Below are 14,398 nucleotides of genomic sequence, written 5' to 3' on the forward strand. Positions count from 1 at the left end.
GGTCTTTTGTATTATTGGTGTTCTTTGTCTTATGTGAAGATGTGCTTGGCGTAGTCAGAATGAAAATGTTATGAAAGGGGAGACCAGAATGGATCAACATGACGAGGATTTATATGAAGAAGCAGAACAGGACGGCCTATCCCAATTTCCGGACAACGAAGAACTTATTATTACACGTGTAGAACGAACGAAGAGCAGGCAAGCTCGTTATCGAATCACTTTTGGCATCCACTCCATTACGGTTCTTGAAGATGTGATGATTAAATACAGGATGACTCAAGGTAATACGTTTATGAAGAAGGATCTGGAAGATATCATTCTAGCTGATGAGCGACAGCGGACGTATGCACAGTCTCTGCGTTTTTTGGAGCATAAGCCACGTACGCGCCATGAATTAAGTCAGAAACTTCGTCAGAAGGAGTTTGCTGCACCTTTGATTGAAGAGGCGCTGGATCGGCTTGAGCGGGAGAACCTGGTGGATGACGATCTATTTGCGAAGGAATGGACAAGACAGCGTATGGAGGGCAAGCGGAAGGGAAAACTGTGGATAAGGCAAGAGCTGCGTCAAAAGGGCATTGCCAATGATCTCATTGTTGAGGCACTAGAAGGGATCAGTACAGATGCGGAATTTGAGACTGCCTTGAGTGCCGGACGCAAAAAATGGAATCAGGTCAAAGGGGACGTCAAAGAGAAGAAAAATAAAACGCTTCCCTTCCTAATGAGACGTGGTTTTTCAATGGATATGGTGCGCAAGGTCGTGAATTGTTTAATTGAAGAAGATGAGGCTGGGGACCCTGAAGATGACGAAGCGTTGTTATGGGATTAGCAGACTAGAGTCTCTATACTGCATTCTCTTGACAATTTCTTTCGTCAAATACTAAAATGGACATGAGTCTGTAAGAAATGGACAACCCTTTTTCCTTCCAAAAAAGCGGTTTCGGTTTCTTAAGATTTATACCATTCTTAATTATGGGTTCGCTGGAAACAGTGAATAGTACGTGGAAACATGTACATGTGAAATGAAAATCGGCGGGGGATCGCCGTGAGTATTCGTTATTCCCAAACATATGTAAGGTTTGAAAACTGCAAATTGACCCAAGGAATGCCTTGGAGGAACCAACGAGGAGGTGAACAGTATGGAAATTGCAATCACGATCGCTCTCGTTGCAGCCGCGCTATTCATTGGGTTCGGAGTAGGATATTTTATTCGCAAATCTCTTGCAGAGGCTAAAATCTCTAGTGCGGAACAAGCTGCCGTACAAATCGTGGAGAACGCGAAGAAAGAGGCAGAAGCACTGAAGAAAGAAACGGTGCTGGAGGCGAAGGATGAAATCCATCGCATTCGCGCTGAAGCTGAAAAAGACACTCGTGAACGTCGGAATGAAATTCAACGACAAGAAAGACGATTGTTGCAAAAAGAAGAGTCGCTGGATAAAAAATTGGAATCACTCGAACGTAAAGAAGAGCAAGTGGCTAACAAAGAGAAACGAATTGATGAGACTCAGCAGCAGATCGAAATGATTTACAAAAACCAGGTGACAGAGTTGGAACGTATATCCAACCTCACCATGGAAGACGCACGCAGTATCATACTGTCCAACGTAGAACAGGAAGTTCGTCATGAGACGGCTCAAATGATCAAGGACATTGAACAACAAGCGAAGGAAGAAGCGGACAAAAAGTCCCGCGAGATTATTACACTCGCCATCCAACGCTGTGCGGCTGACCACGTAGCGGAAACAACGGTATCTGTTGTTACCCTGCCAAATGAAGAAATGAAAGGCCGGATTATCGGTCGTGAAGGACGTAACATCCGTGCGCTTGAAACCCTTACAGGGATTGACCTCATTATCGATGATACGCCAGAAGCTGTTATTCTGTCGGGCTTTGACCCGATTCGCCGTGAGATCGCCCGTACTGCCCTGGAGAAACTGGTGGCTGATGGACGTATTCACCCGGCACGGATTGAAGAGATGGTTGAGAAATCCCGCAAAGAAGTGGATGAGCGCATCCGTGAATACGGTGAGCAAGCTACCTTTGAAGTGGGCGTGCATGGTCTGCATCCGGATCTGATCAAAATTTTGGGCCGGTTGAAGTTCCGTACAAGTTACGGTCAGAACGTCTTGAAACATTCCATGGAAGTCGCTTATCTGGCTGGACTGATGGCTGGCGAACTCGGAGAAGACGTAACTCTGGCAAGACGTGCAGGTCTATTGCATGACATCGGTAAAGCGCTGGATCACGAAGTGGAAGGATCACACGTCGAAATTGGCGTGGAACTGGCGAAGAAATACAAAGAACATCCGGTTGTAATCAACAGTATCGCGTCCCATCACGGAGATTGCGAAGCGACTTCGGTCATTGCCATGTTGGTTGGCGCAGCAGATGCGCTCTCCGCAGCAAGACCAGGCGCACGCCGCGAAACGCTGGAAACGTATATCAAACGACTGGAGAAGCTGGAAGAAATCTCAGAATCCTTCGAAGGTGTCGAGAAATCGTACGCCATTCAGGCCGGACGCGAAGTTCGCGTTATGGTACAGCCTGAGAAGATCGATGATGCTGAAGCCTTCCGCTTAGCCCGTGACATCACGAAGATGATTGAGAATGAACTCGACTATCCGGGTCACATCAAAGTCACCGTCATCCGGGAAACCCGTGCGGTTGAATACGCAAAATAGAGCATTACGGAAAAGTGGCCGCAGTAGTGGGCCACTTTTCCTGTTGATAGCCTGTTAAAAGGCAACTACACATCATGTAGCATGAGATAGAGTCCTGCAAAGGTTCAACATTTGAATAAGAGGACTTTGCAGGAATTGAGGAGGCAGTAATCAATGAAAGTTTTGTTTATTGGTGACATTGTAGGCAACGTGGGACGTAAGGCATTAAAGGAAAATTTACCATACCTGAAATCGAAGTATAAGCCACATGTGGTGATTGTGAATGGTGAAAATGCGGCAGCAGGTCGCGGCATTACCGGTGCAATCGCGAATGAGTTTTTCAACTGGGGTGTACATGGTATTACACTTGGTAATCATACTTGGGACAATAAGGATATTTTTGATTTTATAGATGATGAGCCCCGCATGATTCGTCCAGCGAACTTTCCACCAGGCACACCAGGACGAGGGTACACGGTTGTCAAAGGCGAAGGGAAAGAGCTAGCGATTGTCAATCTTCAAGGAAGAACGTTCCTGCCTGCTCTGGATTGTCCATTCCGTGTAGCTGATGAAATTGTAGATGAGCTACGCCAAGACCATAAATGTATTTTGGTCGATATGCATGCTGAAGCGACGTCAGAAAAGATTGCTATGGGATGGCATCTGGATGGACGTGCGTCTCTCGTTGTAGGTACACATACGCATGTACAGAGTAATGATGATCGGATTTTGCCTGGAGGAACAGCTTACTTGACGGATGCGGGCATGGTAGGACCTCGTGACGGCATATTGGGTATGGAGCGTGAGGCCGTGCTGCGTAAGTTCTACACCCAGCTACCTGTACGTTTCGTTGTAGATGATGGCAAATGGCACTTCCATGGTGTTTTTGTTGAAATTGATGAAGCCACAGGTGCGGCAACACGCATCGAAAAAATTCGTCTGACGGAGGACGAGTGGCGCATGGAATAGGGGTATTGTCCCAATTTGCAGGGAAACCCGTCTAAAAAGAAGGAATTTTTTTGCCTCCCGCGAATAACATCTAGTAAGTGGAAACAAACTTTCAACATTCCCAGGGAGGTACTTACCATGGATGTATTAAAAGTTTCAGCAAAGTCCAATCCTAATTCTGTAGCCGGCGCTCTTGCAGGGGTTCTTCGTGAACGTGGAAATGCTGAACTGCAGGCAATTGGAGCGGGAGCACTGAACCAAGCCATTAAAGCGGTAGCGATAGCCCGGGGATTTGTAGCACCAAGCGGAGTTGACCTGATTTGTATTCCAGCTTTTACAGACATTGTGATCGACGGCGAGGACCGAACGGCCATTAAGCTGATTGTGGAGCCCAGATAATACATGCAGTATGCATTGAACCTGTTTACGATGTAGACAGGTTTTTTTGCGTTTTTTTGCAATAACATATGGAGGAGGGTTTAAGATGTCCATGTCTGATTGGCGTGTAGCTGATTTTCACTGTGATGCACTGAGCAAAATTTTGATGCAGCCTGCTCTTTCATTTGAAAATGCTCCACAACTGGATGTGAACTTGCAACGTTTGAAAGAGGGGAATGTAGGGTTGCAGGCGTTCGCCATCTATTTACCCGAAGTACTTGGCAGAGGCAAGTTTGAACATGTGATGGGGCAGTTGGAGATCTATCGTAGACGTGTGGAGAGAAGTCAGGAGCGGCCTGGCGGCACACAGACGTTGTTATGGCGTGAACAGGTGGCTCAGGTGGGGCAAACAGGGGGGCCGTGGGGATTAATCACACTGGAGGGTGTGGATGGCCTGGAGGGCAACCTGTTCTATCTGGAGTTATGTTATCAGATGGGCGTTCGAATTATTGGACTAACGTGGAATTATGCCAATTGGGCGGCTGACGGAGTAATGGAGAAGCGTGGAGCAGGTCTGACCGAGAAGGGGAAGGAACTGGTGCGCCAGTGTAATGAAATCGGAATGCTGCTCGACGTGTCACATCTGACAGAGAAAGGGTTTTGGGAACTGGCTGACTTGAGCAAACGTCCTTTTATCGCCTCCCACTCCAACAGTTATAGCGTATGTCCCCATGTGCGTAATCTGAAAGATGATCAGATTCAGGCTATTGTTGCCCGGGAAGGGCGGATCGGACTGACGTTTGTACCCTGGTTTGTCAAGCAGGAGGGTGAGGTACGTATAGAAGATCTGCTGCCTCATATTGAGGAGATTTGTTCTCTCGGCGGGCAGCATCATGTGATGATGGGGTCTGATTTTGATGGAATTTCAACGTATATTCAGAGACTTGAACATTCAGGACATTATCCGAGACTGACGGAAATCCTGCTCAAGCATTATGATGAACATTTAGTGCGCGGCTGGTTGTGGGGGAATGCGATGAGTTATCTGGGGGAACACTTGCCAGAGAGCAATCCGAAGATGCAGATGAAGGGGAATTCCATGAAATAGTGAACTGGTGTGTGCTTTGAATGTGTTGAATTGAAACTTGTTTTCCAAATAAAGGAGGGGAATGATGGTGAAATAAGTGTATTTCATGAATTTTCACCAGTTCGTTTTCATTTCACTCCAAAAAGGGGTATAATACCATTGGATTGTTAAGAGCCTGAGTACAGGCCATAGATAAACAAGGAGTGAATTTACAATGAGTAAAACAGTACCTGTGGGCGTATCTGCCCGTCACATTCATGTATCCCAAGAGCACGTTGAAATTTTGTTTGGTAAAGGTTATGAACTGACTGAATTTAAACCTCTGTCCCAGCCTGGCCAATACGCTGCTAACGAAACTGTAGCGGTAATTGGTTCGAAAGGACAGTTTGATAAAGTGCGTATCCTTGGACCTGTTCGTCCTGAAACGCAACTGGAGATCTCCATGACAGATTCATTTGCGATTGGTGTTAAAGCACCTGTACGTGAATCTGGAAGCATTGAAGGTACACCAGGAATCACAATTAAAGGTCCTGCTGGCGAAGTAACGATTGATAAAGGTGTTATCGTTGCTGCTCGTCACATTCACTTCCATACTTCTGATGCTGCTAAATGGGGTATCGAGGACAAACAAATGTTGAAAGTTCGTCTGGGTGGAGATCGTGGTCTGGTACTGGAAAATGTACTGGCTCGTGTATCCGATTCTTTTGCACTGGACATGCATATTGATACAGATGAAGCTAACGCTGCTGGCGCTCGTAATGGCGACACTGCTGAAATCATCGATTAATTACATGTAATAGCCTCAGCCCCCAATTATGGCGGTCTGAATAACAGTTAAACCTGAGCACAGCCAACAGGGGCCGGTTAATTCCAGCCCTGATGGCAAGGCTCAGGTTTTTGTGTTTTCTGAGTGTTCTTCTGAGCATGGCATGTTTCGGATTAGACGAAGGGAGATGCGCTTTGGATGTGGAACTACAGCCCAATTCATGCTATAATTTGCTGTAATGCTCTTTTAATGTTCCAAGCAAGATATTCATGTGGAACAGGGATGAATGAACGATTTTTTATTAATAGAGGCTGTAAGGAGTGACCGAAGGAAATGGCTAAAGACTCAAAAAAGGATTACTCCCAATATTTTGATTTCTCCGATGCCAAAGTAATTTCGCAAGATGAATTCAGCAAAAAGATAAGAATCCGGGGCCGTGAGATTAACATCAAATCGGAACCCAATCATCGTCAGGAGAAACAGCGGGGCAAGGAAGACGTCCAGGTGCTTTACGAAAATGCCGTTCCCGATGAGCTGAAAAACATAGGGAAAGGTAAACACTATATTGTATATACGTATGGATGTCAGATGAACGAGCATGACTCGGAGACCATCAAAGGACTCCTTGAGTCTATGGGATATCAGGCTACAGAGAATCGCAAAGAAGCTGATATTATTCTGCTCAATACGTGTGCCATACGAGAAAATGCGGAAGATAAAGTATTTGGTGAGCTCGGTCACCTGAAAACGCTAAAACTTGAACGGCCGGGATTGTTACTTGGCGTATGCGGTTGTATGTCCCAAGAAGAAGGAGTCGTCAACCGAATCATGCAGAAGCATGGCTTTGTGGATATGATCTTTGGTACACATAATGTGCATCGACTGCCACATCTAATCCAGGAAGCGCTGTTCAGCAAAGAAATGGTTGTTGAGGTATGGTCCAAGGAAGGCGACATTATTGAGAACCTGCCAAAGAAACGTGAGGGTATGCGCGGCTGGGTGAACATTATGTATGGCTGCGACAAATTCTGTACATATTGCATCGTTCCGTTTACGCGGGGCAAAGAACGCAGTCGTCGTCCGGAAGATGTCATTGCTGAAGTACGTGATTTGGCACGACAAGGCTTTAAGGAGATCACGCTGCTTGGTCAAAATGTGAATGCGTACGGCAAGGACTTCACCGACCTGAACTACAGTTTTGGTGACTTGATGGATGCCATTCGCCAAATTGATATTCCGCGGGTACGTTTTACAACCAGTCACCCACGTGACTTTGATGACCACTTGATTGAAGTGCTGGCCAAGGGCGGAAATCTGGTGGAGCACATTCATCTTCCGGTGCAATCTGGCAGTTCAGAAGTACTCAAACGTATGAGCCGCAAGTATAACCGGGAACACTATCTGAAGCTGGCTGACAAAATTAAAAAGGCCATCCCGGATGTTGTGTTAACAACGGATATTATTGTTGGTTTTCCGGGGGAAACGGAAGAACAGTTTGAAGATACACTTTCCCTTGTCCGTGAAGTAGGGTATGATTTTGCCTATACCTTTATTTATTCCCCGCGTGAAGGTACACCGGCTGCAGTGATGGAAGACAACGTACCGATGGAAGTGAAGAAGGAACGTTTGAAGCGCTTGAACGAAACGATCAACGAATACAGCCACCGAAGCAATGAAGAGCAACGCGGCAAAATCGTTGAAGTGCTCGTTGAAGGCGAGAGCAAACGGAATTCCGAAGTTCTGGCAGGACGTACACGCAGCAACAAGCTGGTACATTTTGAAGGACCTAAAGATTTGATCGGTACTTTCGTACAAGTGGAAATCACCGATCCGATGACTTTTTATATTAGGGGCAACCTGCTCTCCGAGCCGGTAGCTGCCAATCAGTAATACACACACAAATAAGATGAATGATTTTTTGCACTTAGCGGGGTTACGCCGAGCGTAGCGAAGGTGACGGAATCGATTCTGTAGAAGCGAAGCGTTCGCCTTTGTCTCCGAATTTTAACCTTGAACAATCTCAATCGAAAAAATTCGGAGACAACAGCGATCAAAAGAACGATCCGACACCGCAGCGGTCACTTAGCTGAACTTAGTGCAACAGTGAGTTTCATCTTATATCATCTCATAGAATGGAGCGATTTCAGTGGCGCAGGAAGAAGTGCAGTACAACCATTATGGAATGCCAACCTACGATACGCGCAATCTGGTCATACGCGACGACATTATGGGAAAAGCCAAAGAATTGGCTGATATGCTCGGAACGAGTGAGGAAGTTAGACAGTTTCAACAGGCTGAAACCAAAATTCGGGATCATGAGCGCATCCAGCAGTTGATTGCAACGATCAAGAAAAAACAAAAAGAGATTGTTGCTTTTGAAAGCTTCAAAAATGTGGAGATGGTCAGCAAAATTGAACAGGAAATTGAAGATCTGCAAAGCGAACTGGACAGTATTCCATTGGTTACGGAATTCCAGCAGAGCCAGAGCGACATCAACTACTTGCTTCAACTAGTGATCTCTGTAATCCGGGATACGGTTTCTGAAAAAGTAAACGTGGAGGCTGGAACGGATTCACCTCCGACCAGTTGCGGTTAAATGACGGAAGGGTGCGGACGCTGTCCGTGCCTTTTTTGACATTACATAACCGTTAATGTGGAGTGGCTATCGCCAAGTACTCGGAATATAATTCCAAGCAAAGCTCCACGCTGTGGGGTTATTTTGTGTGGCGCGGCTGATTTTTAATGATAAAGGCACATGACATCAAGAGAGCTTGATACGTACAGTGAATAAAGGAGAAATGAATAATGAGTATTTTGGACAAAATGGTGGAAGACGGAGACGGACGATTCTGGGGATTTCTCGGCTGTCGTTATATTAAAGGAGACGGAAAAGAAGTACAGATTGCGTTGACAGCAGGCGAACATCATACCAACTCCATGGGGATTATTCATGGGGGTGTATTAACTTCACTGATGGATCAGGCGATGGGTATGGTTGCAACAGCAGCAATGGAAGTGGACGGCTGTGTGACAACAAATTTGAACGTACATTTTCTCGCACCAATGAAACAAGGGGAATTAACGGTGACAGCTACGGTACTGCATCAAGCAGGCCGCAGTGTTACGACTCAATCGGAGGTTCGTGATGCATCGGGCACGTTGGGATGTATGGCTACGGCGACATTCCGCATAGCACGCCCGAGAACGTAACGCATGAATCCTGCGGTTGACAAAAGATATTATTATGTCATAATGAAATTATCAAAATGAAAATAGTCGGTGGTGCCCATGAGCGAAAACTACGAACACTTTAATGCAGAGAGCGACGAACAAGCAGCACTTGCTTATAGTTCCCAAAAATATCGTACCCCCGATGGTGTTCCTGCGGATATCGTTATGTTCACCTTGACCAAGCGGGAGCGCAAGACGGTGACGAAGACACTTCCCATTCGGGAACTGAAAGTGATGCTGATCAAGCGCAAAGGCTGGCCTTTTGCAGGCAGATGGGCATTACCCGGTGGATTTTGTCAGGAAAATGAATCCATCTATGGTGCAGCTAAGCGTGAGCTGATGGAAGAGACAGGGGTAGACGGTGGACATCTGGAATACTTGAATGTATACAGTCAGCCGGGTCGTGACCCGAGGGGCTGGATTATCTCCCACGCATTTTTCGCGCTTGTGGAAGAATGGATGCTGGATCAACGCCAAGCAGCAGATGATGCTGAGGATGTTGGATTGTTCACCATTCAGGAGGCGCTGCAAGAACTGGAACTGGCCTTTGATCACAGAACAATCATTGAAGATGCTTATCGACGTATTCAACAGCAGATGCTGGAAACGACGATTGCTCGTCAGTTCCTGCCACGTGATTTTACATTAAGTGAATTATATCAGGTTATTCAAAGTGTTGTACCGGATTTTGAAGAACCAAACTTCATTCGCAAGATTACGTCTACCCGCAGCCGTAAAGGCATTGTGGAAGAAGTAAGAGATGAAGAGGGGAACCTGGTGAGTTCCAACCAGTACTCGCAGCGTCCGGCGCAGTTATATCGTTTTACAGAACTCGTACCACGCCTGTCCATCTACACGTAATAAGGTGTAGATGTGTCAATCTGATTGAATCAGGATCAACCATTTCTGGGCTAAGGGAGTGTTGACGATGAAAGCACTGATTGTCATTGATTTTACGAAGGATTTTGTGACAGGTTCTTTGCCTGTAGGTCAGCCGGCAGTAGAGATCGAAGAGACAATTGCAGCTGTAACCGAGGCCTACTGTAAGAACAAACATGAGGTAATCATGGCTGTGGATCTACACGAAGAAAATGATCCGTATCACCCGGAGACTGTACTTTTCCCACCTCATAACATCAGAAATACGGAGGGAAGACAGTTATATGGTCGTCTTGCCCGAGTGATGGAAGAACGGAAAACAGATATACAGTGGATGGATAAGACGAGATATAGTGCATTCTGTGGGACCGATCTGGAACTCAGACTGCGTGCACGTGGTATTACGGATATTGCACTGATTGGGGTATGCACGGATATTTGCATATTGCATACCGCAGTGGACGCTTACAATAAAGGTTTTCATATTACGGTATACGAAGATGCCGTTGCCAGCTTCAATCCGGCAGGGCATGAGTGGGCACTTGGACATTTTCGTTCCAGCCTTGGTGCTTCGGTGGTTAAGGCGAGCGAGACAGTCTTGGCTTAATTTACTCCATAGTCATGTTTGGTTGACTCCATGTTAGGAACCGGATGAATGTGGTGAATGGTGTATAGAGTTTTTTACGGGAGACTTGTTTGTTTAATACGGATGAACAGAATCATGAAGAATGAGTCTCCATATGTTAACCCGTGTTCACAGATGAAATCTGGGGGCACGAGCGGAAGTCAGAGAGGATGAGACAAATGCAGACAACTAGCCTGGCTTTACATACGGATAAATATCAGATCAATATGATGTACGCCCATTGGGTGAATGGTACTCACAAGCGGAAGGCGGTATTTGAAGCCTATTTCCGTAAACTTCCTTTTGGTAACGGATATGCGGTATTTGCCGGATTGGAACGTATTGTGAACTATATCAGCCAGCTTCGGTTTACGATGGACGACATCAAATTTTTATCCAAACAAGAGGAAAATTACGATCCGGTCTTTCTGGAAGAGTTGCTCCAGTTTTCATTTCAGGGGACGATTCATTCCATGAAGGAGGGTGCAATTGTTTTCCCTGACGAACCGCTCATTCGGGTAGAAGGCTCCATTATGGAGACACAATTGGTGGAGACGGCGATACTTAACTTCATGAATTATCAGACGTTGATTGCAACCAAGGCTTCGCGGATCAAACAGGTAGCGCAGCAGGATACGTTGCTCGAATTCGGCACACGGCGTGCACAGGAAGCGGATGCTGCCATCTGGGGCGCACGTGCCTCGTATGTAGCAGGCTTCGATGCAACGTCTAATATGCTGGCCGGAGAGCGCTTCGGAATCCCAACAGCAGGTACACATGCCCATTCCTGGGTACAGAGCTTTATGACCGAGCAGGAGGCGTTTGACGTGTATGCCAAAGTATTGCCAGATCAGGTTACACTGCTGGTAGATACCTTTGATACATTGAACAGTGGGGTACCTCACGCTATCAACACAGCCAAAAAGTTGGAGAGCCAAGGCAAAAAGATGAATGCGATTCGTCTGGACAGTGGTGACCTTGCGTACTTGTCGATTCAGGCACGTCAGATGTTGGATGAGGCTGGGCTGGATTATGTGAAAATTGTAGCATCCAATGATTTGGATGAAAATACGATTTTCAACCTGAAGGCTCAGGGAGCGCGGATTGATACATGGGGTGTGGGCACACAGTTGATTACGGCTTCTGACCAACCATCTTTGGGTGGAGTATATAAATTGGTGGAGCGTGAAGTGGACGGTGCCATGCTGCCTACGATCAAAATATCTGCCAATCCTGAAAAGGTGTCCACTCCAGGTAAAAAGGAAGTGTTCCGGATCATTGATCCGAAACATGGCAAAGCGATTGCAGATTATATCTGCTATCCAGAGGAAGAGCAGCCGCTACAGGGCGGACCGCTCAAGCTGTTCAACCCGCTACACCCTTATCTGAAAAAGACGGTTACCCGCTACGAAGCGGTGAACATGCTGGAGCCAATCTTTGTGAATGGACGTAAAGTGTATGAACTGCCTAATTTGGATGAGATTCGGGCGTACCACCGGGAACAGATGAACCTCTTCTGGCCTGAATACCAACGGAAGCTCAACCCGGAGATCTACCGTGTGAACATCAGCCCTGCGGCATGGAATATGAAGCAGAAGCTCATTGCGGAACATGTGAAATCCACAGAGGAATAATTCACACATAAGAATTACAGAGAGGCATAACCAGTGAGGTATACTGGCTTATGCCTTTTTGATGCCTATAAAATGTATACGTTCTTAGCGGAGTTGAACGATTCGATGATTGCAAGCAAAATTTCCGCTATACGCGGTCTGTCTTCTGTGAGAGTACGTCGATAGTTGATAGACGTTATTCTTATATGATCCCGATGAGGTGGACCAGTGATGTAAGAAATCTCATGGACAGGCTGCCAAGGTAGCAGGCTATACTGGAAATAGTCATGCACAATTCAAGAGGTTGTAGGGGAAAAACAGTAATTATTTCTCGGGAAAGCGCAGGAGCCGCCAAATTCTGCATCGCATTGTTTCAATCCCGTAGCTGTAGGGGATGAAAGTAAGAGGAGGTGCAGACATGAGATGGATATTAGGACTGGTCTGGATCGCTTTTATTGCCTATGCATTGTTGTTGGCACCGGGGCAGTCACCTGGAAGTGATCCGATATTCAAAGAACTGATTACAATGCAAAGCAAAGAACCTTGGTTACTTACGGTATTTTCGTGGTTAGGTATTTTCCCAGCAGTGTATGCCTGTATGCTGTTAAGAACATCTGCGAAAGAACGAGGCCGTGTTCCGGCTTGGCCGTTTGTCATACTTTCTTTCGGACTGGGTGCTTTTGCCCTGCTTCCCTATTATGCATGGTCATCATCCGCAAATAGAGCTTCGGGTTACGCAAGCTTGCATTTTGGTCGTCAGCGGGAGACGGGAATTGGACGGGTAGCAGCCCACAAGCTGACGCATGTAGTCCTTCTGCTGTTGACGCTGGGGACAGCTTTCTATGCCGTGACGCAAGGTCATCCGGATGTATATATGGAAGCATTCAAGCAATCTGCCTTTGTACATATCATGACGATTGATTTTGTGCTGCTGACCTTACTTTCCATGATTGCGATATACAGGGATACTAAACTGAGTCGACGTTCAGCAGCTTGGACCGCGGCAGGCATCATCCCTATTGTGGGTCCACTAATCTATCTGTTGACGCTCAGGAGAGACAGAGCTTGATCATCCACATCTGAAGAATCCAGAAGTAAAAGGTAGCCGTTAAGCCTGAATGCGAACAATTCATGTGCTTAATGGAAAAATATATACAATCCAAAGAAGGAGTGGTTATCGATGAAAAATCATTTTAACGCATATGTTGTCCGTAAAGAAGAACAGGGCGGAGTGAAAGCTGCTATAGAGCAACTGAAGCAGGAAGATCTGCCAAATGGAGATGTAACGGTACAGGTGCAGTATTCCAGTGTCAATTATAAAGACGGACTCGCTACCCTTGAGAAAGGTGGTGTCGTTCGTGAGTACCCGATGGTCCCGGGGATTGATCTGGCCGGAACGGTAGAGGAGTCGGTCAGTGGACGTTTTGCACCAGGAGATCGGGTGATCAGTACAGGATTTGAACCTGGCGTATCCCATTATGGAGGCTATAGCGAGTATGCTCGTCTGCGCAGCGAATGGCTGGTGCCTCTGCCACCGGGTCTCAGTGAGAAAGAAGCCATGGCAATTGGAACCGCAGGATTTACGGCTGCACTTTCGGTAGATGCGCTGTTACAGGCTGGAGTGACACCGGAGATGGGCAAGGTTCTGGTTACGGGTGCAACGGGTGGTGTTGGCAGTATGGCAGTAGCGATTCTGGCGAAGCTTGGCTTTGAAGTAACAGCCAGCACAGGCAAGAAGGATCAGGAGGAGTCATTGCTCCGAAACTTGGGCGCCTCAGAGGTTATTACTCGTGAAGAAGCTGATGCTCCAGCTAAAGGAGCGATGGGGAAACAGCTATGGGCGGGAGTTGTTGATCCAACAGGAGGACCGGCTCTTGCGGAGCGATTGAAACAGATTCAATACGGAGGTGCGGTAGCGGTATCCGGGTTAACTGGAGGCACAGCTTTTGAATCCACGGTACTTCCGTTTATTTTGCGTGGCATCCAGCTTATTGGTATAGACTCTGTATATTGTCCGATGGAACGTCGGGAACGATTGTGGAAACTGCTCGGCGGAGAATGGAAACCGGAGCGCGCGCTGGAACTGGGAATTCGGGAAATTTCCTTGGATCAATTGCCTCTTACGCTGGAGACGATACTCCAAGGTGGTGCAGTGGGTCGTACGGTGGTCAATACAATATCAGATCTGCCATCCGCATAAGATTCTAAGTCCTT

The 14,398-nt window shown here is 46.7% G+C and carries 14 protein-coding genes; all 14 read left to right on the top strand.

Annotation, left to right across the window (positions count from 1 at the left end; genetic code table 11):
• Positions 1–88 precede the first annotated feature (88 nt).
• The 14 genes from MKY95_RS12480 to MKY95_RS12545 all read left to right on the top strand — a co-directional run bounded on the left by MKY95_RS12480 (position 89) and on the right by MKY95_RS12545 (position 14,384).
• Positions 89–826 (top strand): regulatory protein RecX, encoded by a 738-nt coding sequence (locus MKY95_RS12480; protein ID WP_036670417.1) that lies wholly within the window; start codon positions 89–91, stop codon positions 824–826.
• 310 nt (positions 827–1,136) lie between these two features.
• Positions 1,137–2,678, top strand: a complete 1,542-nt coding sequence (gene rny / locus MKY95_RS12485; protein ID WP_036670418.1) for a ribonuclease Y — start codon at positions 1,137–1,139, stop codon at positions 2,676–2,678.
• 153 nt (positions 2,679–2,831) lie between these two features.
• Positions 2,832–3,626: a TIGR00282 family metallophosphoesterase gene (locus MKY95_RS12490; RefSeq protein ID WP_036609256.1), complete on the top strand. Its 795-nt coding sequence runs from the start codon at positions 2,832–2,834 to the stop codon at positions 3,624–3,626.
• A gap of 117 nt (positions 3,627–3,743) precedes the next feature.
• On the top strand, positions 3,744–4,004 hold the full coding sequence (locus MKY95_RS12495) for a stage V sporulation protein S (RefSeq protein ID WP_007430104.1): 261 nt from the start codon (positions 3,744–3,746) through the stop codon (positions 4,002–4,004).
• A gap of 85 nt (positions 4,005–4,089) precedes the next feature.
• Positions 4,090–5,091: a dipeptidase gene (locus MKY95_RS12500; protein WP_339198965.1), complete on the top strand. Its 1,002-nt coding sequence runs from the start codon at positions 4,090–4,092 to the stop codon at positions 5,089–5,091.
• Between the two features lie 193 nt (positions 5,092–5,284).
• On the top strand, positions 5,285–5,857 hold the full coding sequence (locus MKY95_RS12505; RefSeq protein ID WP_017689107.1) for a phosphate propanoyltransferase: 573 nt from the start codon (positions 5,285–5,287) through the stop codon (positions 5,855–5,857).
• A 312-nt stretch (positions 5,858–6,169) separates the two neighbouring features.
• Positions 6,170–7,726, top strand: coding sequence for a tRNA (N6-isopentenyl adenosine(37)-C2)-methylthiotransferase MiaB (miaB, locus tag MKY95_RS12510; protein WP_036609253.1), 1,557 nt, complete (start codon positions 6,170–6,172; stop codon positions 7,724–7,726).
• Between the two features lie 256 nt (positions 7,727–7,982).
• Positions 7,983–8,432, top strand: coding sequence for a YlbF family regulator (locus MKY95_RS12515; protein ID WP_036609251.1), 450 nt, complete (start codon positions 7,983–7,985; stop codon positions 8,430–8,432).
• 209 nt (positions 8,433–8,641) lie between these two features.
• A complete protein-coding gene (locus MKY95_RS12520; protein ID WP_036609249.1) occupies positions 8,642–9,046 on the top strand; it encodes a PaaI family thioesterase in 405 nt (134 codons plus the stop codon).
• A 78-nt stretch (positions 9,047–9,124) separates the two neighbouring features.
• Positions 9,125–9,928, top strand: coding sequence for an NUDIX domain-containing protein (locus tag MKY95_RS12525; RefSeq protein ID WP_100529416.1), 804 nt, complete (start codon positions 9,125–9,127; stop codon positions 9,926–9,928).
• A gap of 67 nt (positions 9,929–9,995) precedes the next feature.
• The gene (locus MKY95_RS12530; protein ID WP_036670420.1) at positions 9,996–10,553 is read left to right on the top strand and encodes an isochorismatase family cysteine hydrolase; all 558 of its coding nucleotides are present in this window, start codon (positions 9,996–9,998) and stop codon (positions 10,551–10,553) included.
• 197 nt (positions 10,554–10,750) lie between these two features.
• Positions 10,751–12,205, top strand: coding sequence for a nicotinate phosphoribosyltransferase (locus MKY95_RS12535; protein WP_339198972.1), 1,455 nt, complete (start codon positions 10,751–10,753; stop codon positions 12,203–12,205).
• 397 nt (positions 12,206–12,602) lie between these two features.
• The gene (locus tag MKY95_RS12540) at positions 12,603–13,253 is read left to right on the top strand and encodes a hypothetical protein (protein ID WP_047842521.1); all 651 of its coding nucleotides are present in this window, start codon (positions 12,603–12,605) and stop codon (positions 13,251–13,253) included.
• Positions 13,254–13,364: 111 nt separating this feature from the next.
• Complete coding sequence (locus tag MKY95_RS12545) at positions 13,365–14,384, top strand: oxidoreductase (protein WP_339198977.1); 1,020 nt, start codon at positions 13,365–13,367, stop codon at positions 14,382–14,384.
• Positions 14,385–14,398: the final 14 nt, after the last annotated feature.

This window comes from Paenibacillus sp. FSL P4-0176 (genome assembly GCF_037975265.1).
GTDB classification, from domain to species: domain Bacteria; phylum Bacillota; class Bacilli; order Paenibacillales; family Paenibacillaceae; genus Paenibacillus; species Paenibacillus amylolyticus.

Coding starts and splice junctions, on each gene's coding strand:
- MKY95_RS12545 (WP_339198977.1), top strand. CDS start 13,365: ATGAAAAATCATTTTAACGCATATGTTGTCCGTAAAGAAGAACAGGGC.
- MKY95_RS12480 (WP_036670417.1), top strand. CDS start 89: ATGGATCAACATGACGAGGATTTATATGAAGAAGCAGAACAGGACGGC.
- MKY95_RS12520 (WP_036609249.1), top strand. CDS start 8,642: ATGAGTATTTTGGACAAAATGGTGGAAGACGGAGACGGACGATTCTGG.
- miaB (WP_036609253.1), top strand. CDS start 6,170: ATGGCTAAAGACTCAAAAAAGGATTACTCCCAATATTTTGATTTCTCC.
- MKY95_RS12490 (WP_036609256.1), top strand. CDS start 2,832: ATGAAAGTTTTGTTTATTGGTGACATTGTAGGCAACGTGGGACGTAAG.
- MKY95_RS12500 (WP_339198965.1), top strand. CDS start 4,090: ATGTCCATGTCTGATTGGCGTGTAGCTGATTTTCACTGTGATGCACTG.
- MKY95_RS12530 (WP_036670420.1), top strand. CDS start 9,996: ATGAAAGCACTGATTGTCATTGATTTTACGAAGGATTTTGTGACAGGT.
- MKY95_RS12525 (WP_100529416.1), top strand. CDS start 9,125: ATGAGCGAAAACTACGAACACTTTAATGCAGAGAGCGACGAACAAGCA.
- MKY95_RS12505 (WP_017689107.1), top strand. CDS start 5,285: ATGAGTAAAACAGTACCTGTGGGCGTATCTGCCCGTCACATTCATGTA.
- MKY95_RS12540 (WP_047842521.1), top strand. CDS start 12,603: ATGAGATGGATATTAGGACTGGTCTGGATCGCTTTTATTGCCTATGCA.
- MKY95_RS12535 (WP_339198972.1), top strand. CDS start 10,751: ATGCAGACAACTAGCCTGGCTTTACATACGGATAAATATCAGATCAAT.
- rny (WP_036670418.1), top strand. CDS start 1,137: ATGGAAATTGCAATCACGATCGCTCTCGTTGCAGCCGCGCTATTCATT.
- MKY95_RS12495 (WP_007430104.1), top strand. CDS start 3,744: ATGGATGTATTAAAAGTTTCAGCAAAGTCCAATCCTAATTCTGTAGCC.